The organism is Pseudomonas sp. UBA3149 (assembly GCF_002364655.1).
Taxonomy (GTDB): domain Bacteria; phylum Pseudomonadota; class Gammaproteobacteria; order Pseudomonadales; family Pseudomonadaceae; genus Chryseomonas; species Chryseomonas luteola.
Window position 1 is genome coordinate 216,704 of the sequence record NZ_DEYV01000010.1, and the last position, 22,343, is coordinate 239,046.

The following is a 22,343-nucleotide window of genomic DNA, read 5'->3' on the forward strand; positions in this document are numbered from 1 at the left end:
AGGGCCTGCCGTGGCTTCGTAAAAACGCCGTGCCCTTGGGGCGGATCAGAATTCGTGATCGGCGTTATCGGGCTTCAGGTCTTGGATGCCCAGCTTGGCCGCGGCCTGTTCGATGGCTCCGGTCTGCTTGACCAGGGCCTGAATGGCGTCACGGATCTTTTGCTGGTCGGCGGTGTTATCCGGAGCGATCATCTGGTCGTAATGAACACCGTCCTTCTCGGCACGATCAACAATGGCCTGCATCTTGGCCTGGGTATCGTCGAGATCAGCCTTGAGCGTGGCATCGGCTTGCGGGTCAGCCTTGGCAACCAGTTCGGAAAGGCTTGGGCCTTTCACCTCTGTACCGTCGATACGCTTGTACTGGCCCAGATAAACATTGCGAATGCCCAGTGCATCGTAATAAAGGGTGTGATGGGTATCGTCGCTGAAGCAGTCATGCTCGTCTTCAGTCGAGTTGGCTTCCAGAGATACCTTCATACGCTCGCCGGCCAGTTCTCCCAGCGACAGACTGCCCATGCCGAACAGCATCTTGCGGATTCCAGAATCTGCACTTTCCTGCTCCAGCGTCGCGCGGTAGTTATCAGGTACGCCCGGTTTCCACTGACCAGCCATGTACTCAAGGTCGCTAACCAGGAGATCAGTTACCGCTTTCAGGTACGCGCGACGGCGATCGCAGTGACCACCCGTGCAGCCATCCCCTGCAAGATAATCCGTTGCGGGGCGGTTGCCTGCACCGGGGCCTGTCCCGTTAAGGTCCTGACCCCACAGCAGAAATTCGATTGCATGGTAACCCGTCGCCACGTTGGCTTCCGAGCCGGCCAGCTCATTCAGACTGGCCAGCTTTTCACCAGTAATGTCCTTGACGTCAACCTTGTCTTCACCAATCTGAATCTCTTCGTTGGCAATGATGTTGGCAGTAGCAGCCGGGTTACCGGTCGCATGTTGATAATCGGATGCAACATAGTCGATCAGGCCTTCATCCAGAGGCCATGCGTTGAGCTGACCTTCCCAGTCATCCACAACAGGGTTGCCAAAGCGGAAGGCTTCTGACTGGGAATAGGGCGTGCGCGCTGCCATCCAGGCCTCTCGAGCCGCCTTTAGTGTGGCGTCGGAAGGGGAGGCCAGGAAGGCATCGACGGCTTTCTGCAGATTCTGACCCGCTGTAAAGGCGTCGCTGAACACAGCCTCGGCAATGTCTGCGTAATTCTTGATCACGGCCTTGGCCGCGGCTTCATCCGGTTTCGCCGCCTGTGACGTTGTCGCTGAGGTGGCTGCAGGGGCTGCTGCTTGATTGGCGGGTGCCTGTTCTTTCTTGTCGTCACCACAGCCTGCCAGGGAAATGGCGATAGCGAGGAGGCTTACGCTCGCCCAATGCATACGGGTCATTCCGGAATCCTTTTCTAAAATAGGGTGCTCATTACATGAGTCAGGAGAAAAGCCGGATAATAATGCGAAAGATTTTCATTTTTGAAAACCCTTTTCGCCAGGGGTCAGTGCTTTACTGGCATAACCCGTGAAATGGGCAGGCCTTGAGTACGCGCCTCGATAAACGCGGGGATCTGATCGGCGGGAATTGGCCTGCTGTAGAAGTAACCCTGACCCTCGTCACAGCCTTGCTCCACAATGTAGGCCTCCTGCAGGTCGGTTTCCACACCTTCGGCGATAAGCTCTTTGTTGAGGCTTTTGCCCAGCTGGATGATGGCGCGTACCAGGGGAGCGTCGTCTTTTTCGTCGCTCAGATCCTGCACGAAACTCTTGTCGATCTTGATTTTGTCCAGAGGCAGTCGCTTCAGATAAGCCAGAGAGCTATAACCGGTGCCGAAATCATCCAGTGCTATCAGCGCGCCGACTTCCCTGAGACGACGCAGCGTTTGCACGGCAGTGTCCACATCTTCCATCAGTGCCGTTTCAGTAACCTCAAGCTCCAGCCGCTTGGGCGGAATCCCGTGGCGTAACAGGAGCGATTGTATAAATGCAGGCAGATTTTCCTGTTGTAGCTGCACAGCTGACAGATTGATGGCCATGCGCAGGGAGGTATAACCGCTTGCGTACCAGGTATGCAGTTGACTGCAGGCCTGCTCAAGCACCCATTCTCCGAGAGCTACGATGCTGCCAGTGCGCTCGGCCAGGGGAATGAATACATCGGGTGGAATGAAGCCGTGTATGGGATGATTCCAGCGCAATAGGGCTTCTACTCCACTGATCCGTTGGCTCGCATAGTCAATCTGAGGTTGGTAGACCAGATAAAGCTCCTGGCGTCTCAGGGCTTCGCGAAGGTCCTTTGCCAAACCGCGCCTGAAGCGGATGTCCTGATCCACACTGGCCACGTAGAACTTGTAGCCGCTATGACCCTGGGTTTTTACCAGGGCCATCGTCTGCTCGGCACGCTGCATCAACTGGTCGGCGGTCTGGCCATCCTCCGGATATAGCGTGATGCCGATCGAAGCGCTCAGGTGGGCTTGATACTGTTCGACACTGAATGGCGAATCGAGTGCATCCAGAGCAGCATGGGCCAGTTCAGCGGCTTCGTCGGGTTGCCTGATCAGCTTGATGAGCGCAAAGCGATCCCCTCCCAGCCGTCCAAAACTGTCTACTCCCGGGCAGCCCGCCCGCAGTCGGGTTACCAGTTTGAGCAGAAGCCTGTCACCCACCTGATAGCCGTATTGCTCGTTAATGCTTTTGAAATCATCAAGGCCCAGGCATAGCACGGCTACGCTCAGGTTTTGTCGATCCGCCTCGGAAAGGGTCCACTCAAGCTGACCATGAAAGGCTTGTCGATTGGAAAGGCCGGTCAGCAGGTCATGCTGACTGATCCGTTGAAGGTTGCTGATGGCCTCTTCACGAAGCGCAGTGTTTTGCTCGATCGAGGCAAGTAGCTGGTTGGCAGTGTTTATCCAGCGGCCTAGCTCGTTCTGCTCATGTCCTTTGAGGAGGGGGAGAGGTTTGTGGCCTGGCAGACCGGGTTTGATCGCCGCCAGATGGTTGAGCAGTCGGGAAAGGGGGCGCGTCAGAACCCAGTGATAGACCAGATAAAGCGCCAGCACCAGAATCAGGACGCGAACCAGTAACGAGACGAGGATAAAGGCTGAGTTCTTTAAAAATTTCTGCCCGTAAGGGGCTGTGTCTACAGTGATACGCAAGTCGCCATAATACTCCTCAACCGGTGGCTCGCCTGTAAGACGGATGCTGAAGCGTTGCTCTTTGCCAAAGAGCCTATCAGTAAGCAGGTGTGTCGAGCCGCTGAGCAGTGGGCGAGCGTGCTCTGATAAGGGCTGCTCGCCGGGAGCGCCAATGTAAGCCTCACGAATGGAGGGATGCTTGAACAAGCCACGGGTAACGTGTTCGGCCATGGTGTCATCCAGGCGATACATGGCCTGGGTGGCAGGGTCCCTGAACATGGACAGCGTCTGGCGTGCATCCGTCTGGATCTGATCACGTACCTGTCTGGCCTCATAGGCGATCTGTACGATGCCCAACAGCAGTCCGACGAGCAAGGCCGTTGGTAATGCTACAAGCAGCAGCTTCAACGACAGGCTATGCCGAATGCTCAGTTTCACTCCGTGCTCCTTTCCATGGATGGCTTTGCCATCCTATGTCTACTACAGGATAAAATGTGTAATAACCAAGTCTAGCTGTCTCTTCGCAAAAGTAGGCATGACTTAAAAACAAAACCCGGCGAAAAGCCGGGTTTTGTCGAGAGATACCAGGATCAGGCGGCGAAGTTTTTCGCTACGAAGTCCCAGTTCACCGTGTTCCAGAAGGACTCGAGGTACTTTGGACGCAGGTTGCGGTAATCGATGTAGTAGGCATGTTCCCACACGTCGATGGTCAGCAAGGGCTTATCACCCGAAGTGATGGGGTTGCCAGCACCGATGGTGCTGGCCAGCGCCAGGGAACCATCCGCCTTCTTGACCAGCCAGGCCCAGCCGGAACCAAATGTGCCGATGGCCGTCTTGGTCAGCTCTTCCTTGAATTTGTCAAAGGAACCAAATGCCGTTGCGATGGCATCTGCCAGGGCGCCCGTAGGCTGGCCGCCACCGTTAGGCGTCATGCAGTTCCAGTAGAACGTGTGGTTCCATACCTGGGCAGCGTTGTTGAAGATGGCGCCAGAGGACGTCTTGATGATGTCTTCCAGGCTTTTGCCTTCGTACTCAGTGCCGGGCACCAGGTTGTTCAGTGCGGTGACATAGGTCTGGTGGTGCTTGCCGTGATGGAATTCCAGCGTCTCGGCGGAAATATGCGGCTCGAGGGCGTTCTTCTCATAGGGCAGCGGCGGCAATTCGAAAGCCATGGTTATCTCTCCATAATGTTTCGTCAGGGCATTGCACGGCAATGGTCGACCGATCAGGCGCCGGTCTAACCTGCGGTAAGGCCTTAGGCTCAATACCGCGGCGGGGGATCATAGCACTCGCTTCGTTAGCTCGCCATGTAACAAACCCGACAGAAGGTCTTATGGCTTGTAAAGGATGAGCTGTATGGCCGTGATCAGCATGACGGTTCCAATCGCCATATCGATCATGCGCCATACGCGCGGTCGGGTCAGGTAGGGTGCCAGCTGCGCCGAGCCGATTGCCAATGTGAAGAACCAGAGAGCAGACGCGCAGCCTGCACCGACCGTAAAAGCCAGTGGTGCCGGTTGCTGGTTGCCTAATGCTCCGAGAACCAGAACGGTATCCAGATAAACATGAGGATTCAGGAGCGTAACGGCCAGTGCAATGCCTAGCGTCTTACCCAATGAGCGGGGTGCCGCCGCTGCGCTATGCAGTGACTGTGACGTAAGTGCTCGTCTGTAGGCACAGATGCTGTAATAGAGCAAAAAGATAATACCAGCCCATTTGAAGACGCCCATCAGCCAGGCATTCCCGGCCAGTAAGGTGGCCAGGCCAAACACGCCAATGGTTACCAGGCTGATATCGAAGAACAGACAAAGCGCGGCCACAGGCAGGTGATGTTCCCTGCGCAATCCTTGGGCAAGGATGAATGTGTTCTGCGCACCGATGGCTATGATCAGACCGCCCATGGTCATGAGTCCTGTCAGATAGCTCTGCCACATCTTATTGGCCCGCCAGCGTGAGTAGGGCAGCCATGGCGCGTGCTTGGTCCGCCTCTGCGACGAAGAGGTGATCATGGTAAAAGCCGGCGACTACATTGCAGCTGATGCCCTGCTGTGCCAAGGCGTTCGAAAGCGCGGCAGTCAAACCAACAGCCTCCAGTGCGGAGTGAACGTTCAGGGTGATCCAGGCAGCTACGTAGGTATAGGAGAGCGCCAGGCGGTCAGCATCTTGCCTGGTCAGGAGAACGGTCAGGCCTTCCTGCTCCCTGAAGGTTGCCAAGGGGATTACGTCCTGAGGCAACGTCTGTTCATGTAACGAACAAAACACGTATTGGCCTGGATTGAGCACAGGCTGCATTTGGCTCAGCAAAAGCGAAAGATCATGAATGGCGTGAGACATCGGTGTTCTCCAGAAAGGGATGGCCAGTCTGGAGAGAAAGCCTGTATAAGAAAAACAAATAGTGCTGATCAGTCATTAGGAAAACTGATGTTCGATTATAAACTTTTGGCTGCGCTCGCCGCTGTCGTAGAGCAGGGCGGTTTTGAGCGCGCGGCACATGTACTGGGATTGTCCCAATCTGCCGTCTCACAGCGAATCAAGCTGCTGGAAGCCCGCATTGGGCAGCCTGTCATTGTGCGTACATCGCCACCCACCTCTACTGATGTAGGGCAAAGGCTTCTAAACCATGTTCAGCAGGTGCGATTGCTTGAACGCGACCTCCATAGTCAGGTGCCGGGGCTTAATGAAGCCAGGACGGTGGAGCGTTTGCGGGTCGCCATCAATGCCGACAGTCTGGCTACTTGGTGGGCGGCCAGTATCGGCCCCTTCTGTACCAGACAGGGGATCCTGCTGGATCTGGTTGTCGAGGATCAGGAGGTGGGACTCAAGCGTATGCAGGCCGGGGAGGTAGCCGCCTGCGTCTGTGCCAGTGCACGTCCGGTCGCCGGTGCCCGGGCGGTATTGCTGGGCGCCATGCGTTACCGGGCAGTCGCCAGCCCCGCCTTTCATGCACATTACTTGTCCGAGGACGTAACGGCTGAGCGCCTCGCTCAGGTGCCTGCAGTCGTCTATGGGCCGGATGATCAGCTTCAGCATCATTTCCTGGCACGGCTGGGCTTTACTGGTCATTTCGATCATCATCTATGTCCTTCTTCGGAGGGCTTCGTGAAAATGGTCGCCAACGGGCTTGGCTGGGGGTTGCTTCCCGAGCTGCAAACCCAGGCGGAGCGCGAGCGAGGCGAATTAATTGATCTGGTGCCGGGGCAGGTGATCGATGTGCCGCTGTACTGGCATTCCTGGCGTAACGGTGGTGATTTGCTGACGGCCTTGACTCGACATCTGGAGAGCCAGGCAGCCTGTTGGCTGGTAGCGACTTGACGGGGAGATCTGATGCGAATTCTGGTGACGGGCGCGAGTGACTACATTGGTGCACGCCTCGCCCTGGATCTATTGGCGGACAAGCATTTGGTGCGTATTCACGGTCAGCCGGGAGCTATGCTCGATGCCTTGGTAAAGCAGGGCGCTGAATATATCCCGGGGACCCTGACCGACACGGAGCAGGCGCGGCGCCTGTGTGATGATATCGATGCCGTTGCACATTGTACCGATGGCGTAGGCGATCTTTCGGCGCAGGCCATGGACGCCAGTTTTTCCTTTATCGAGGCCTGCCTGCATATGCGGGTCTCGCGCCTGGTCTATCTATCTTCCAGCCATGTTTACGAAGCGGGAGGGGAGGCGCTCAAGGAGGATGCCGTACCTGCCAAGCCGCGGACAGTCGAGGCGCAGCGGCGCTTGCAGATCGAGCGCCTGGTTTTTACAGCAGCAGAGTTCGGGTTGGACGTCATTGTGTTGCGCCCTGCGCAGATTATTGGGCTGCCCGATAACGCTTGGGCGCCAAAGCTTGTTCAGCTCAACCGTCAAAAACGTTTGCGTCAATTGGGTAACGGTCTCAATCGCTGGGACTTCACTAGCATGAACAGCCTTTGCACAGCCTTGGGTGTTGCACTTATGACCGAGCACCCAGACGCGCTGAACAAGGCTTTCAACTTGAGCGAGGGGCAATCTCAGCCGGTATGGGACGTGGTGAATTATCTGATGCGCCGTCTGAAGCTTCCGGTTCTGGGGCAGGCCACGGCTCGCATTCAGCCAAAGGTTCTGCTGCAAGATATGCTTGCTGCAATCAAATCCGCCAGAAAAGAACGTGAACCCGATCCTCTGCACCTGATGGATCGCAATTTTACACTGGATATCAATCGGGCCCGCGATATCCTGGGTTTTCAACCCCAGACCACGGTCTGGAAAGCTTTGGATGAATATATTGAAAACCGCTCCGCAAGGCGATAACGCCAGACTGCCAGCGCTGTGATGGCATTTGTATACTAGCTTTTTGAGAGCAAGCCCCGTGCCTGTCGGCTCATGCTTTTTTCACCAATGAAGGTCCGCCATGCGAAACGATTCATTTGATGAACTCGACAATGTACCCAGCCTGACGCCTGACAAGGACCTTAGCGAAGACTTTGGGCGTGCCAGCCACGGTCGGCATCATCGCCATGCGTCTGTGGAACAGGGGCGGGAAGTCGAGGCCCATGTCGCGGCTAATCCCCAAGAGCCATTACGGGCTTCGCGTGGAGCCAAACCGGTCCGCGTTCCGAGCACAGGTCCTCTATGGGCATTGATTGCGGCCATGATCATTGCGTTGGCGGGGCTGGGTTGGTGGAGCCATCAGCAAATTCAGCTCATGCAGGAGCAGGTCGTCGCGACCCAGGAGAACTTTGCACGAATCAGTGAAGAGGCTGCCGGTCGGCTTCAGGATATCTCGGGCAAGCTGGTTGCCAGCGAGTCAAGCGGGACGTCCAGTCGAGAGTCCTTGTTGTTGCGGCTGAAAAATATCGAGACCAAGGTGGCAGACGTGGCCCGCCAGCAACAGGCAGCGGTGGATGCGCAAAGTGCCCTGGACAAGCGAATCGACCAGCTGGCTGCTGACTTCAAGACGCAGCAGGGCAACGCCTCGGATCTGAATGGCCGCGTAGCGGCGTTGGCTGATGAGCAGGCTGGCCTGAAAGCGGCGCAAGGGGATTTGAAACGCTTCAGTGATCAGATCGATTCGCTCACGGCGCAAAACAAGAGTTTGCAGGCAGATATCGCCGCGCTCAAGAAACGGGGCGACCCTTCTGGCGCTATCGAAAACCTGCAGCAGGATCTTCTTGTACTGCGCAGTGAGCTGGACTCACGTAGTAACAACAGTGGACCGGATTCCGCTTCGTTCGATGCGTTCAGGGTCCAGACCGTGCGCAATATCAGTACGATTCAGACCCAGCTGCAGAACCTTCAGCAGCAGATTAACACTCGCCGCTGACATTCTTCAGACATGAAAAGCCCCGCCAGAGCGGGGCTTTTTTTATTACAGCCGGGGGTAGTCGATATAACCTACAGGGCCAGGTACGTAAAAGGTTTCCGGGTGAGGCTCGTTCAACATGGCCTGACGGGCAAAGCGCTCCGGCAGGTCAGGGTTGGCTATAAACGGAACACCAAACGCCACAGCGTCGGCGGTTCCACTTTCCAACCAGGCATTGGCGCTGTCATGGGTGAAGCGTTCATTGGCGATAAAAACGCCGCCAAAAGCGTCCTTAAGTTGTGGACTAAGGCTGTCATCAGCTTCAGCCTCACGGGCGCAGATAAAGGCAATGCCGCGCTTGCCCAGCTCACGGGCCAGATAACCGAAGGTCTCGGCCGGATTTTCGTCGCCCATGTCATGCAGGTCACACCGAGGCGAAAGGTGAACGCCTACACGATCGGCGCCCCAGACATCGATACAGGCATCGGTCACTTCAAGCATCAGGCGAGCCCGGTTTTCAATGGAGCCACCATATTGATCGGTACGCTGGTTGGTGCTGGTTTGCAGGAACTGGTCCAGCAGATAACCATTGGCCCCGTGAACTTCTACGCCATCGAAACCCGCTTTTCTGGCGTTCTCGGCACCCTTGCGGTAAGCCTCGACAATACCGGCAATCTCTTCGGTTTCCAGGGCGCGCGGGACGACGTATTCCTGCTTGGGACGGACCAGGCTCACATGACCGTTGGCGGCGATGGCGCTTGGAGCCACCGGCTTTTCGCCCTGGAGGTAAAGCGGTGCGGAAATACGACCTACGTGCCAGAGTTGCAGCATGATGCGCCCGCCTGACTTGTGCACGGCTGAAGTGATCTTTTTCCAGCCCTCCACTTGTTCGTCGGACCAGATGCCCGGGGTATTTGGATAACCCACGCCCATTGGGTCGACGGAGGTGGCCTCGCTTAAAATCAGACCAGCCGACGCACGCTGCGCGTAGTACTCGGCCATAAGGTCGGTAGGGACGCGATTATCATCTGCGCGACAACGAGTCAGCGGTGCCATGACGAAGCGGTTCGGCAATTCCAGTGCGCCGATTTTGATCGGATCAAACAGGTTGGGCATGGTAACGACTCCGTAGGTGAATCATTGGCTGACAGCCAAGCCGCTTTTCCGGGCATGGCTAAAGGTCAGTAGGGTCAGAATCAAGGCAATCAGGGCCAGTCCCCCGGCAGCCAGCGGAACGCTGGTCAGGCCCAGTCCATGGGCGATAACGCTTCCTCCTACCCAGGCGCCCAGCGCGTTGCCAACGTTGAAAGCGCCAATGTTCAAGGTAGAAACGAGGTTGGGTGCGTCCTTGCCAAAGGTGACCACGTTGATTTGAAGTGCGGGAACCGCTGCAAAGGCGCAGGCTGCCCATAGGAACAGGGTGATCTCGGCAGCGACCATGCTATGACTGGTCCAGGCCAAAAGGGATGACACGACGGCCATCGCGATGAAAATACCTATGAGCGTTGTGGACAGACGCCAGTCTGCAAGGCGTCCACCCAGGATGTTGCCGAAGGTAAGGCCTACACCGATCAATAGCAGCGTGCTGGTTACACCGTACTCTGACAGACCTGTTACATCAGTAAGCAGCGGTGTGATGTAGGTGAAGAGGGCAAACATCGAGGCAGAGAACATCACTGTCATCGAGAGGGACAGCCAGAAACCGGCCCCCTTCAGCGCCGCCATTTCACGGCGCAGGTCGGTTTTTTCCTGTGGCGCCTTGCTGGGCAGAACGAACCAGAGACCTGCCAGCGCAAGGACACCAATGAGGGAGACGGCCGCAAAGGTTGAACGCCAACCGGTTGCCTGTCCTAGTGCTGTGCCCAGCGGTACGCCAAGAACGTTCGCCAGCGTAAGGCCTGTGAACATGAGAGCGACGGCAGAGGCCCGGCGGTTCGCTGGCACCAGACTGGCCGCTACCACCGAGCCGATACCAAAGAAGGCGCCGTGGCAGAGTGCCGTGATGACGCGAGCCAGCATCAGGACGTTGTAGTCTCCGGCTAAGGCGCAGAGCACATTGCCAATGATAAAGATGCCCATCAGAACGAGCAGGGCCATCTTGCGTGGCCAATTAGCCGTCACCATCGCCATGAAGGGCGCACCGATTGCAACACCCAATGCATACCCGCTGACGAGCCAGCCGGCAGACGGGATGCTGACATGAAGGTCATTGGCTACATTGGGCAGAAGCCCCATGATCACAAACTCGGTGGTGCCGATGGCAAAGGCGCTAAGCGCCAGCACTAACAATGAAGCGGGCATCGCATCTCTCTATGTTAAGGCGGAAAAATCAGAGCTCTCGGCCCAGCTGCTCGACGAAGGCATTGATCACTGCTTCGTTACGCTTGTAGAAGACCCATTGGCCAACACGCCGGGTTGTAACGAGGCCGGTACGCTGAAGCGTGGCCAGATGAGCCGAGACTGTGGATTGGGAAAGTCCCGTTTTCTGATCGATAAGGCCTGCGCACACGCCAATCTCCAACGGGTGGTCCTGTTGGATGAAGTGTTTTTCCGGTTCACGCAGCCAGGCCAGAATGTCTCGTCGGACGGGGTTGGCTATCGCCTTGATCAGATCATCGATATCCATAATGTTCGTATATCGGTTTATCGGAATAAGACGAACCTTATATCGAAATGAAACGATATACAATGTTGTTTAGCTACCTAATGTCTGATGCAGATACGCTGATTGTTTAAGAAGGTGTGTCGGCATCTGGTCGTACACTACCGTTTAGCGGTTTCGTCCAGAGAGGGGCACGTTTATCGACTAGTCTTGTGCGGTCGTTCAGCCGTTTCGCTGAAGCGAATTGATTATTCGTCCTGATACCGGTAAACCGCTCTTTCGCCATGGGTTCATTAGGACTTTCATGCGAAAGCATGACTGCTCATGGCTATTCTTTCTGTGAAAAGAGCTGTTTTCACAGGTCCGTTAGAAGTTGGAGAAGTTCATGGCGTCTATGAAGCGTCCTTTGATTCTGGCACTGGCCGGTGCGCTACTTGCAGGGTGTGCATCCAGTAATCCTTACGAAAACCAGGGCGGTAGTGGCGGATCCCGTACCGCGACCTATGGCGGCCTGGGCGCATTGGCGGGTGCTGTCGCCGGCGCAGCCATTGATCATAACCATCGCGGCAAGGGCGCTTTGATTGGCGCAGCGGCGGTAGGCGCAGCGGCAGCGGGCTATGGTTACTATGCGGATCGTCAGGAAGCCGAGCTGCGTCGTCAAATGCAGAACACTGGCGTAGAAGTACAGCGCCAGGGTGATGACATCAAGCTGATCATGCCGGGCAACATCACGTTTGCAACGGATTCGGCCGATATCGCTGGCAATTTCTACAAGCCGTTGAACGATCTGGCGACATCCTTTAAGCAGTTCGATCAGAACAGTGTCGAAATTGTGGGCTATACCGATAGTACAGGTAGCCGTGCGCACAACATGGATCTGTCCAATCGACGTGCCCAGAGTGTAGCGAACTACCTCGTCGCTCAGGGTGTCGATGCTTCACGTGTTAGTACGCGTGGTGCCGGGCCGGACCAACCGATCGCGACCAATGCGACCGCTGATGGTCGTGCTCAGAACCGTCGTGTCGAGGTCAATCTAAGGCCGTTGCCTGGTGCAGTGACCCAGTAAGTGCACCCTCCGTGATGCTACCGTTTAGCGGAATCTGGTAGCGTCACGGTTTGGTCAAGAAAATGGCGCTGTATTTTTGTTGTTCTGGATAATAACCTTATCGCCAAACCTCGGTTCTATTAGTGGCATGCAGTAGAGCCTTGCCGAGTGCTCGAAGGGAGGAGTTGTATTCAGTGCAGTACGAACTGAAAGGAGGCGACACGGAAAGTCCAGTTCCTAGTATCAATCAGGGGCCTGTACTGCTCGTTGTCGATGACCGGGTAGAAAACCTCATGGCCATGCAGGCACTGCTTGAAATAGAGGACTGGCGTGTCTTGACCGCCAACTCGGGTGAGCGTGCCTTGAGATACTTGCTCGATGAGCCTATAGATCTCGTACTGCTGGATGTGCAAATGCCCATCATGGACGGCTTCGAAGTCGCTCGGATGATACGCGGCAATCTGCGCACCCGCTTTACACCAATCATATTCGTCTCTGCCGAGGCTCACTCTTACGAGGCTGTTCTACGAGGCTATGCTACCGGTGCGGTGGATTACCTGCTCAAGCCGGTCGATCCCAACATTCTGCGGCACAAGGTGCGCTCCCTTCTCGAACATGAGCGCAATCGTCGCGAACTCCTGCAGCTGAGTCAGCAGCTGGAGCTTGCCAAGGCATTCAGTGACTCCCTGCTCGATAATGCGGCAGAAGGCATTCTGGTCGTTAATGAGCATGGCCTGATCACATTTGCCAATGCGGCGATTGCCCGCATGCTCAAGCGTCATATCAGCGATCTCGTAAATTCCGAGTTCATGGCTCACTTGAGCAATCCTGATTTAGGGGATAGCTGGGCCGACTCGACGTTCATGGAGCACTATGAAAGACGTGAAACCTATCGCCTGCATGATGCCAGTCTGTGCACATCCCGAGGCGGCATATTGCCGGTAACTCTTTCCTGTGCGCCTCTGCCGCGGATGCAGCGCGCCATGGTGATGATTGCACTCGACATGTCCATGATGCGCGAGCTGCAGGATCAACTGGAATCGCAGGCGGTTACCGATGCCTTGACCGGTTTGCTCAACCGGCGGGGCTTCAACCAGACCCTGGAGGCAGCACTGGCTCGTACGGGGCGTAACGGCAAGCGCATGGCCGTTCTCTACATTGATCTGGATGGCTTCAAGAAGGTGAACGACTCGCTTGGTCATGAGGCTGGCGACCGTGTGTTGTGCATGATTGCCGAACAGCTCAAAACCTGTATGCGTCCTTACGATGTACTGGCGCGTATGGGCGGTGACGAATTCACCGCGTTGCTTGATACCTTGGATCATCCCGAGGATGCCGCCCGGGTCGCCGAAAAGCTGCTTGAGCTGATGACCAAAACGCACACTGTTGACGGTGTAGAGGTCAGCTTGGGCGCAAGCATTGGGATCGCGAGCTATCCCGAGTGTGGTCATAGTGTCGACGGATTGCTGCGCTCGGCCGATATCGCCATGTATGAAGCCAAGCGAGGTGGACGCCAGCAATACCGCTTCTTCTCGCCGGAGATGAATGGCCGTGCACGCTCGCGCCTCATGTTGGAGGAGAGCGTCCGCAATGCCATCGATAACAAGGATTTCGTGCTGGCTTATCAGCCTCAGGTATACCTGAAAAACGGCAAGCTGCGCGGCTTTGAGGCCTTGTTGCGGTGGGAGCACAACGTGGCGGGCAAGGTTTCACCGAACGTCTTTATCCCGCTGCTGGAAGAGACTCGGCTGATCAATCGCATCGGTGATTGGATCTTTCGCGAAGGCGCTATGAAGCTGCAAAGCCTGTCCGAAGTCTACGGCAACGGGCTTTTGCTGAGCATCAATTTGAGTCCTGTCCAGTTCGGCATGCCGCAGTTGGCTGAAAGCCTTCGGCAGATCATCGACAGTTATGGTTTGCGACCCGATCAGCTCGAGATTGAGGTAACCGAGACGGCTCTGATGCATGACATTGATTACACCCGTGCTCAACTGGCACAACTGCGCGCGCTTGGTGTTCGAACAGCCGTGGATGATTTTGGTACGGGGTATTCTTCACTGGCCTACCTGCGTCACTTCGAGCTCGATACCTTGAAGATCGACCAGTTGTTCATTGCCAATATGCTCGACTCGCCACGTGATGCTGCAATCGTCAGCACTATTCTTGAGTTGGGACGTAACCTGGGGCTTGAGGTGGTGGCAGAAGGTGTCGAAACACTTGAGCAGCGGGAGTGGCTGCTTGAGCACGGCTGCGAGATCATGCAGGGCTTTCTGGTTTCCAAGCCGCTCAATTCCGATGTGACCCAGCATTTTCCTGATCGCGTGGACTGGAGCAGTCGTCGTCCCGACTACCCGCTATAGAAGTGTCCTTGCTCACACTCCTCATGTGGGCAGGGAACTCGCCGTTGTGATGGGTGCCGTATAAGCCATACCGTGATTGGATCAGGTCCGGTCGGGTCTATCGCTGCTCAGTCTGTTGGATAGAAGGCGCTCGCAAGAGGCTCATGTCAATACTGTGCGGCAAGGTCCTGGTGAGCCGGACAAACTCTCAGGAGAGCTCATGCGCGCATTTATCCTAGCCCTCACAGTGGCCTTCAGTCCTTTTGTCTTCGCGGATTGGCAGGTTGAGTCAAGCTACTCTCGTGTCAGCTTTGTAACCGTGAAGCGCGGCAACATGGCTGACGTTCAATTTTTTTCCACCGTAACGGGCGTGATCGATCAGCATGGTAGTGCTCGATTGGCGCTTCCATACGAGTCACTGGACAACACCCTGGCGCTACAAACCGAGCGGATGAGAGAAACTCTGTTCAAGGCAGATCAGTATCCGGAAGCGGTCATTACCAGTCAGATCGATCTGCCTACCTGGGAGCAAATGCCGGTAGGAAGCATTCGCCAGGAAAAGCTGGACTTCGAGCTTGAAATCAACGGCCAGAAGCAGCGCTTGAAAGCGGATGTTTCGGTTACCCGAATCGGGGAAACATTGGTTCAGGTCAGTACTTTGCAGCCGGTGTTGATCAAGGCGATTGACTTCAGCCTGTTGGAAGGGCTGGACAAGCTCAAGGAAATTGCCAGTGTCCCCTCGATTACACCTGAGGTGCCCGTTTCTGTGCTGTTAACCCTTCGCCACGTGCCTACCCCTACCTGAGTGGCGGGCTTTTCAGGAGCGTCATCATGCCAGGTGCGGTGTATCCATGGCGCGAACAAAATGAATATGAGCTGCTGGTTGATGGCGGGTGTTTTTTTCCTGCCATGCTGGAAGCCATATCCAAAGCCCGGTATAGCATCGACATCGAACTCTATCTGGTAGAAAAGGGCTCGTGTGCAACTGCCCTGATGGAGGCCTTGATTGAGGCGGCGCATCGGGGAATACAGGTGCGTTGTCTTTTCGATGGTTTTGGTACGCTCAAGATGGACGACATGCACCGGACCCAGTTGAGCGAAGCGGGCGGTCAGGTGCGTATCTATAATCCGGTAGGCCTCTGGAGTGGCTGGCGCAACCTGTACCGTGACCATCGCAAGCTCCTGATTGTGGACGAGTCGCAGGCCTTTGTGGGTGGAAGCGGGGCAACCAATGACTTCTGGACGCCAGGGGAGGAGCTTTGCCAGTGGCATGAAGTGATGGTGAGCATGCGCGGGCCGTTGGTGTCCGACTGGATGAGCCTGTTCCAGCGCCAATGGCAAGCCTGCCATCAGCGGCATGCTTGGAAGCCTGAGGCCAGCCGTGGTCGTATTCTGGTTCCAAGACCGCCGCAGGCAACTTCGGGTCTTGGGCGGGTGGCCTATGCTGATGCTCGCCAGCATCGGGACATTGTACTGTCCCTGGTTCGAGCCCTGATTGTTGCCAAGAAGCGTATCTGGTTTGCTACGCCATATTTTCTACCGTCGTGGCGGGTCAGGCGAGCCTTGCGCAAGGCCGCTCAGCGAGGCGTCGACGTGAGGCTGATTCTGACGGGCCGGCATACGGATAATCCCCCCGTCCGTTTTGCCGGGCAGCGCTATTATCCGCGCTTGCTCCGGGCAGGCGTGAAGATCTATGAATATCAGCCGCGGTTTTCCCACCTCAAGATGGTTCAGGTCGATGACTGGGTCAGCGTAGGCTCATGCAATTTTGATTACTGGAATCTTCGGTTCAACCTTGACGCCAACCTGGAAGCCATTGACCCGACGCTGAGTCAGGCCGTCAGTGAGTGCTTTCTAGCGGACTTCCAGCAAAGCCGCGAAATCACGCTAAAGGATTGGCGCAACCGCCCTTGGTGGAAACGCCTGCGTGAGCGTCTCTGGGGTACGCTGGACCGTCTGGTGCTGACCGTTCTGAGCAAGCGTAAGTCTTGAGTAAAGCAAGCCTTGCATTTTTTTAAGGCGATACACTACGCGCCTTGCAGTAAGGAGTGAGCGTAATGCTCAAAATAGAAAAACAACGATTCATTGGGCTTGAGTGGCTTCGCTTCCTGATGGGTCTTTATGTGGTCATCTACCACACCATTCATTTTTATCCCGAACGCAAAACCGTTCCGTTGCTGGACGAACTGACCAGTATGGGTTTTTTTGCGACCAGTACCTTCTTTGTTCTGTCCGGGTTCTTGCTGGCGCACGTCTATCTCACTGATAACCAGATGCGAGAGCCTGCCAAGAGTTTCTGGGTTAAGCGATTCTCCAATCTGTATCCGATTCATATATTCGCGCTGCTGTTTTCCATAGTCGTCGTAACCTGGATCGGCTTCATGGCCATACCGCCTGATGGAGCCAAGGCCAGCGTCCGGTTCGTGGTTTACGACACCAACGAGGTGCTGGCCCGAACCAATCCGGAACTGTTCCAGCACTACATGACCAATCTGGAGCTTGCATTCAATGGGCTGCTGCAGATTACGATGCTGCAGGCCTGGAATCCCTACTACCTCACCTTCAATGCGCCGCTCTGGTCCATCTCGGCGTTATTCTTTTTTTATCTGGTCTTTCCCTATGCGGCGCCGCGCCTGATGCGTGCGCGCAACAAATGGGGTGTGCTTGCCATCATAGGCCTGTGCTACCTGATTCCTCCTGTTCTGGTGATCTGGAACCAGGATTACGGTATGCCGTATACCGGCTTGCTACAACGAGTCCCGCTGCTGCGCCTGCCGGAGTTTCTGGCTGGCATCGTGGCGTATGGCCTCTTCCGTCAGCAAAGTGAGCGAGGCGCGCAGCCAAGGCAGGCCATCCGCCTGGTGATGACTGGCTATCTGCTATTGAGTTTTGCTGTGGCTACCGCGCTGTTTACCCATGGTCCCAAATTCTGGTACTTCTTGCTTCATAACGGCCTGTTACTGCCGTCTCAACTGATACTGGTCTATCTCAGCGCATTGGCGCAGGATCCCAAGACGGAATGGCTCAAGCACTGGTCGCCTCGGCTAGGTGCCGCGTCACTGTCCATGTTCGCACTGCATGTGCCATTGTCAGGACTGTTCATGACGCTCGAGAAATGGATTATGGGTGACTTCCCGCTGTGCTTTAGCAACTGGAGCGCGTGTATCGAGGCCGCCGGTCACGTAGAGAACGCCATTGAGGTTTACGGACTCTTCCTGCTGTTTGTGATTTTCATCTGTGTGATTTTCCAGGAACAGGCCGTGGCACCTACCCGGCGATGGTTGATCAGGCATTTGTTGCCCAAGGTAGAAAAGACCAGGCAACTGCCTACGTAGCGCACAGGAAATTTTCAGGCGCCGGGTCTGCCAGGGAACTGCAGGTGGACCCTCTGCTCGAAGAACAGTCGAACCCACCTTTGGAAGGAGACTGCTATGGCAGCAAAGAAAATTCTCATGCTGGTAGGTGACTTCATTGAAGACTATGAAGTGATGGTGCCTTTCCAGGCGCTACAGATTGCCGGACACCAGGTGGATGCTGTCTGTCCAGGCAAGGCACCCGGCGATACTGTGCAAACCGCCATTCATGACTTCACAGGTGAGCAGACCTACAGTGAAAAGCCGGGCCATCGCTTTACGCTCAATGGGGACTTTGCCAAGGCACGTGTAGACGACTATGACGCTCTGGTCATTCCTGGAGGGCGGGCACCCGAGTATTTGCGCGTCAACGAACAGGTGCTTGAGCTGGTAAGAGGATTTTTCAAGGCTGACAAACCCGTTGCTGCACTGTGTCATGGTCCCCTGATCCTGGCAGCGGCTGGCGTGCTCAGGGATGGCGTTGAGTGCAATGCCTATCCGGCGTGTGCGCCTGATGTCAGAGGGGGCGGTGGGACCTATATTGAATTACCCATGGACGGTGCTCATGTCAGCGGCAAGCTGGTAACCGGTCCGGTGTGGACCGCTCATGTGGAATGGTTGCGCAAGTTTCTGGAGGTGCTCGGTACACGTATCGAGCCTTGAGTCAGTGGTGCAGATGCAATAAAGCCCGGCTGTACCGGGCTTTATTGTCCATCCTACAGGCTTAGGAAACTTCAACCGCCAGACTTTCAGCGATTTTCTTCTGCCAGATTTGCGGGCCGGTGTTATGCACGGACTCACCATTGCTATCGACCGCAACGGTGACCGGCATGTCCTTGACCTCGAACTCATAGATCGCTTCCATGCCCAGCTCCGGGAAGGCCAGGGTCTTGGAGGCCTTGATCGCCTGGGCCACCAGATACGCTGCACCGCCTACGGCCATGAGGTAAACCGCCTTGTTGTCCTTGATAGCTTCAATGGCGATCGGGCCGCGCTCGGATTTGCCGATCATGCCGAGTAGACCCGTTTGCTCAAGAATCTGACGGGTGAACTTGTCCATGCGGGTAGCCGTGGTGGGGCCTGCCGGACCTACGACTTCGTCGCCAACCGGGTCGACCGGGCCAACGTAGTAAATGAAGCGACCCTTGAGGTCTACGGGGAGCGTCTCGCCTTTGTTCAACATATCGACCATGCGCTTATGCGCAGCATCGCGGCCGGTCAGCATCTTGCCGTTGAGCAACAGGGTCTCGCCTGGTTTCCAGGTCAATACTTCTTCCGGGGTTACCGTATCCAGGTTGACGCGACGTGCAGAAGGGCCGGCTTCCCAGACAATTTCCGGATAGGCATCCAGCGGCGGAGCTTCCAGGGCAGCGGGGCCAGAGCCATCTAGAATGAAATGGGCATGGCGTGTCGCTGCACAGTTCGGAATCATGCACACCGGCAGCGAGGCCGCGTGAGTCGGATAGTCCTTGATCTTGACGTCCAGGACTGTGGTCAAGCCGCCCAGGCCCTGAGCGCCAATACCCAGCTGGTTAACCTTTTCGAATAGCTCCAGGCGCAGCTCTTCGATACGGTTCTGCGGGCCGCGGGCTTTCAGCTCATGGATATCGATTTCCTCCATGAGCGATTCCTTGGCCAGAACCGCTGCCTTTTCGGCCGTACCACCGATGCCGATACCCAGCATGCCGGGCGGGCACCAGCCTGCACCCATGGTCGGAACGGTTTTCAACACCCAGTCGACGATAGAGTCGGACGGGTTGAGCATGGCCATCTTGGACTTGTTTTCGGAGCCGCCGCCTTTGGCTGCAACATCAACCTCAACCTTGTCACCAGGAACGATGCTGTAGTGGATGACAGCCGGGGTGTTGTCCTTGGTGTTTTTGCGCGCACCGGCCGGGTCGGCCAGGATGGATGCACGCAGGACGTTTTCCGGCAGGTTATAGGCGCGGCGAACGCCTTCGTTGATCATGTCGTCCAGGCTCATTGTGGCGCCGTCCCAGCGCACGTCCATGCCAACCTTGACGAATACGGTCACGATACCCGTGTCCTGGCAGATCGGACGGTGGCCGGTCGCACACATGCGCGAGTTGATCAGGATCTGGGCCATGGAGTCGCGTGCGGCAGGGGATTCCTCACGCAGGTAGGCCTCGTGCATGGCCTGGATGAAATCCACGGGATGGTAATAGGAGATGAACTGCAGGGCATCAGCAACGCTCTGGATCAGGTCATCCTGCTTGATCACGGTCATGTACGCGCTCCTTATTAGGCTATCAGTACTGCGCGGTTCTCGTGTCTCGTCCGTGGCGTCGTTTTGGAAGCAGGCGAAAGTCGTCTGATCACGAAAAGCAGCGTCCGGGCGCGCAGGTCCGGCTTCCAACACTGAGAAAAGAAGTCCAGACACCACGTCTAGGGTGTAGCCGACACGACAAAGGCGGGGCAGTATAGCGCTATGAGACGCTTGAGCGAAGCCGACCAGCTGATAAGGAAATACGTCACAGAAACAGAGTAAACTGCTGGCTAATTGCTATACCATGGATCAGGTGTCGTCACCATGCGGGATCTTACTGTCACGCGCAGCATCAATGCGTCTGCCATCGGTCATCAGGTATTGCCTCTAGCCGTGGTTGTGCTGGCATTGCTCCCATTGCTGCTGTCTACGGCCGTGGGCTTCTATTCATCTTCCATCGCCTCGTTTTTTGCCGACACGCTAGGCTTTCTGGCGGGGGTCGCCGTAATGACGGGAGTGATTGTCTGGGGCGGTGGCAAGCATCTGAAGGCCTTACCGCTTGAGCCCTATATTATCGTCTCGATTCTGTTTCTGACGTATTCCCTGACCCATATCGTGCATTTGCGCGGTACCTTTCTGGTGTCTTATGTACTCGTATTGATGCTGGGTATTTTTCAGATACGACTGGGGGCGTTTGTACGCTGTGCGCTGCTGGCCTACGGTGCCTATGTAGGGTTGTGCTTATGGATAAACCTTGAGCCACAGGACAGCCGGACCGTCAGAATGATGATTGTCCAGAGCATCATATTAGCCATTGTTCTGGTTTCCATGGTGCTGTTTGCTCGCTACCACCACCGTATCCGCTACCAGCTCAACGCTCGGCGGGACGATCTGGAGCGGCATCAGGACAACCTGCGCCATGTGATGCGTCAGTTGGAAGCTCAGGTGATTACGGACGAGCTGACGGGGCTGCGTAATCGCCGTTATTTTCTGCAAATAGCCAGTGAGGCGCTTCATCGGTTGGGGCATGGCCGAATGCACGGGCTGGCATTGATCGACATGGATTTTTTCAAGCAGATCAATGATCAGTTTGGGCACGGAATAGGCGATCTGGTGCTTAAAACGTTTGCCGAGGTAGGCGAGGCCTGCTTGCGAGAGCAGGACGTCCTGGCGCGTTATGGCGGAGAAGAGTTCGTCCTCCTGCTGCCCTTTAGCGATCCGCAGCAGCTGGTAGTCTGCTGTGAGCGTTTACGTGAAGCCTTTTCAAGGACGGTTTTCGAGCACGCTGATCTGGGCACCCTGACCGTTTCGATCGGCATGAGCCTCATCATGACCGGACGTACCCTTGAAGAGTCGTTACTGCTGGCTGATCAGGCGTTGTATCGTGCCAAGCGTAATGGGCGTAATCGCTGTGAGGTTTCATGGGAGAGCTGACGTGCCTAAGCTTGAGGTAGGAGCATCGGTCTGGACAGTCGAGTCGGATCGCACTCTGCTCGACAGCCTGCTCGACGTAGGCCTGGCGGTGCCTTTCAGCTGTCGGGCGGGCAGTTGCCGTGCATGTCTGGTTCGGTGCCTTGAGGGGCATGTTGCGGACGCGCAGCCGGAAGCGCTGCCTCCTGAACGGCGGGCCGAAGGATGGCGGCTGGCCTGCCAGTGCCGCATAGTAGGTGATGTTCGAGTATCGATTTTCAACCCTGAAGAAGATGGGATTTCTGCGACGCTGACGGCTGTCGATTGGCTAGGTGCAGATGTGGTTCGCTTACGTATGCAGCCGGAGCGTTCCGTACGTTATCGACCGGGGCAGTCCGTAGTGCTCTGGCTCAACGGTATTGCTCGCTCCTACTCCATAGCCAGTTTGCCTGGCGAGGCACCTTGGCTTGAGTTTCACATCGATTGCAGCCGTCCGGGCCAGTTCAGCAATGCCGCACGCGTAATAAAGCCGGGTGATCGATTGTGCCTGGGTGTATTGAATCCCAGTGCGCTGCACTATCCGACGGAACAACCCGATTCTCCGTTGCTGCTGCTGGGCTCCGGCTCAGGATTGGCGCCGCTTTGGGGCATTCTTCGTGAAGCGCTGGATCAGGAGCATGCTGGGCCGATCACGGTAGTACACCGCGCGCGCGAGGCGTCTGGACATTACCTAAGGCCAACATTGGATAGGTTGGCCACCGAGCAGTCCGCGCTGAATGTCGAGTACCTGGATGAGAAGGGGTGGGAGCCGTGGCTCAAGACTTTGCGGCTATCCAGTCGGCGTACGGTCGCGTTGGCTTGTGGCAGTCCGGCATTTGTTGAGGCTGTGTCCCGTCGATTATTCATGGCAGGGCTTCCGCGGGGACAACTGCTGACAGAGACCTTTGTGTCCAAGGCTCTCTAGCATTAAAAAAGCCGC

At 56.2% G+C, this 22,343-nt stretch carries 20 protein-coding genes; 11 read left to right on the forward strand and 9 right to left on the reverse strand.

All coding sequences use genetic code 11. The annotated features are described in order from the left end of the window. Positions 1 to 45: 45 nt before the first annotated feature. From B3729_RS06955 to B3729_RS06975, 5 genes are all read right to left on the reverse strand, one after another. A complete protein-coding gene (locus tag B3729_RS06955) occupies positions 46 to 1,386 on the reverse strand; it encodes an imelysin family protein (protein ID WP_074824748.1) in 1,341 nt (446 codons plus the stop codon). Between the two features lie 104 nt (positions 1,387 to 1,490). Further along, a complete protein-coding gene (locus B3729_RS06960; RefSeq protein ID WP_286787471.1) occupies positions 1,491 to 3,557 on the reverse strand; it encodes a putative bifunctional diguanylate cyclase/phosphodiesterase in 2,067 nt (688 codons plus the stop codon). A gap of 152 nt (positions 3,558 to 3,709) precedes the next feature. Further along, the gene (locus B3729_RS06965; protein WP_010795280.1) at positions 3,710 to 4,291 is read right to left on the reverse strand and encodes a superoxide dismutase; all 582 of its coding nucleotides are present in this window, start codon (positions 4,289 to 4,291) and stop codon (positions 3,710 to 3,712) included. A 159-nt stretch (positions 4,292 to 4,450) separates the two neighbouring features. Beyond that, on the reverse strand, positions 4,451 to 5,053 hold the full coding sequence (locus B3729_RS06970) for a LysE/ArgO family amino acid transporter (protein WP_122041957.1): 603 nt from the start codon (positions 5,051 to 5,053) through the stop codon (positions 4,451 to 4,453). A gap of 1 nt (position 5,054) precedes the next feature. Further along, positions 5,055 to 5,453, reverse strand: coding sequence for an ACT domain-containing protein (locus B3729_RS06975; protein WP_286787472.1), 399 nt, complete (start codon positions 5,451 to 5,453; stop codon positions 5,055 to 5,057). Between the two features lie 87 nt (positions 5,454 to 5,540). Between B3729_RS06975 and B3729_RS06980 the strand changes: the two genes are divergently transcribed. The 3 genes from B3729_RS06980 to B3729_RS06990 all read left to right on the forward strand — a co-directional run bounded on the left by B3729_RS06980 (position 5,541) and on the right by B3729_RS06990 (position 8,409). Then, complete coding sequence (locus B3729_RS06980; RefSeq protein ID WP_150346866.1) at positions 5,541 to 6,431, forward strand: LysR family transcriptional regulator ArgP; 891 nt, start codon at positions 5,541 to 5,543, stop codon at positions 6,429 to 6,431. 12 nt (positions 6,432 to 6,443) lie between these two features. After that, positions 6,444 to 7,397, forward strand: a complete 954-nt coding sequence (locus B3729_RS06985) for an NAD-dependent epimerase/dehydratase family protein (RefSeq protein WP_125887701.1) — start codon at positions 6,444 to 6,446, stop codon at positions 7,395 to 7,397. A gap of 100 nt (positions 7,398 to 7,497) precedes the next feature. Further along, a complete protein-coding gene (locus tag B3729_RS06990; RefSeq protein ID WP_286787473.1) occupies positions 7,498 to 8,409 on the forward strand; it encodes an ATPase in 912 nt (303 codons plus the stop codon). A 45-nt stretch (positions 8,410 to 8,454) separates the two neighbouring features. Here B3729_RS06990 and B3729_RS06995 read toward each other — a convergent pair whose 3' ends face one another. Genes B3729_RS06995 through B3729_RS07005 form a run of 3 tightly spaced genes read right to left on the reverse strand, consistent with a single transcriptional unit; the run spans position 8,455 to position 11,014 of the window. After that, positions 8,455 to 9,504 (reverse strand): alkene reductase, encoded by a 1,050-nt coding sequence (locus tag B3729_RS06995; protein WP_286787474.1) that lies wholly within the window; start codon positions 9,502 to 9,504, stop codon positions 8,455 to 8,457. Positions 9,505 to 9,525: 21 nt separating this feature from the next. Next, a complete protein-coding gene (locus B3729_RS07000) occupies positions 9,526 to 10,689 on the reverse strand; it encodes an MFS transporter (protein WP_286787475.1) in 1,164 nt (387 codons plus the stop codon). A gap of 28 nt (positions 10,690 to 10,717) precedes the next feature. Further along, the gene (locus B3729_RS07005) at positions 10,718 to 11,014 is read right to left on the reverse strand and encodes an ArsR/SmtB family transcription factor (RefSeq protein WP_286787476.1); all 297 of its coding nucleotides are present in this window, start codon (positions 11,012 to 11,014) and stop codon (positions 10,718 to 10,720) included. Between the two features lie 361 nt (positions 11,015 to 11,375). Here B3729_RS07005 and B3729_RS07010 point away from each other — a divergent pair, with 361 nt between their 5' ends. The 6 genes from B3729_RS07010 to B3729_RS07035 all read left to right on the forward strand — a co-directional run bounded on the left by B3729_RS07010 (position 11,376) and on the right by B3729_RS07035 (position 18,390). Further along, positions 11,376 to 12,056 (forward strand): OmpA family protein, encoded by a 681-nt coding sequence (locus tag B3729_RS07010; RefSeq protein ID WP_010795270.1) that lies wholly within the window; start codon positions 11,376 to 11,378, stop codon positions 12,054 to 12,056. 173 nt (positions 12,057 to 12,229) lie between these two features. Next, positions 12,230 to 14,395 (forward strand): putative bifunctional diguanylate cyclase/phosphodiesterase, encoded by a 2,166-nt coding sequence (locus tag B3729_RS07015; RefSeq protein WP_409438624.1) that lies wholly within the window; start codon positions 12,230 to 12,232, stop codon positions 14,393 to 14,395. Positions 14,396 to 14,594: 199 nt separating this feature from the next. After that, positions 14,595 to 15,179, forward strand: coding sequence for a YceI family protein (locus B3729_RS07020; protein WP_010795268.1), 585 nt, complete (start codon positions 14,595 to 14,597; stop codon positions 15,177 to 15,179). A 26-nt stretch (positions 15,180 to 15,205) separates the two neighbouring features. After that, a complete protein-coding gene (locus B3729_RS07025; RefSeq protein WP_286787477.1) occupies positions 15,206 to 16,366 on the forward strand; it encodes a phospholipase D-like domain-containing protein in 1,161 nt (386 codons plus the stop codon). Positions 16,367 to 16,431: 65 nt separating this feature from the next. Further along, on the forward strand, positions 16,432 to 17,709 hold the full coding sequence (locus tag B3729_RS07030) for an acyltransferase family protein (RefSeq protein ID WP_286787478.1): 1,278 nt from the start codon (positions 16,432 to 16,434) through the stop codon (positions 17,707 to 17,709). A 96-nt stretch (positions 17,710 to 17,805) separates the two neighbouring features. Then, positions 17,806 to 18,390 carry a DJ-1/PfpI family protein gene (locus tag B3729_RS07035; RefSeq protein ID WP_286787479.1) on the forward strand — a complete coding sequence of 195 codons (585 nt, stop codon included), beginning with the start codon at positions 17,806 to 17,808 and terminating at the stop codon, positions 18,388 to 18,390. Between the two features lie 61 nt (positions 18,391 to 18,451). Here the strand turns inward: B3729_RS07035 and B3729_RS07040 are convergent, their stop codons facing one another. Then, the gene (locus B3729_RS07040; protein WP_010795264.1) at positions 18,452 to 19,975 is read right to left on the reverse strand and encodes a fumarate hydratase; all 1,524 of its coding nucleotides are present in this window, start codon (positions 19,973 to 19,975) and stop codon (positions 18,452 to 18,454) included. 303 nt (positions 19,976 to 20,278) lie between these two features. On the opposite strand from B3729_RS07040, the gene B3729_RS07045 reads away from it, so the two are divergent. Together B3729_RS07045 and B3729_RS07050 are read left to right on the forward strand one after the other, a co-directional pair. After that, positions 20,279 to 21,388 (forward strand): GGDEF domain-containing protein, encoded by a 1,110-nt coding sequence (locus B3729_RS07045; protein ID WP_286787480.1) that lies wholly within the window; start codon positions 20,279 to 20,281, stop codon positions 21,386 to 21,388. Between the two features lies 1 nt (position 21,389). Continuing rightward, positions 21,390 to 22,328: an iron-sulfur-binding ferredoxin reductase gene (locus B3729_RS07050; protein WP_150346876.1), complete on the forward strand. Its 939-nt coding sequence runs from the start codon at positions 21,390 to 21,392 to the stop codon at positions 22,326 to 22,328. The last annotated feature ends 15 nt before the right edge of the window (positions 22,329 to 22,343 follow it).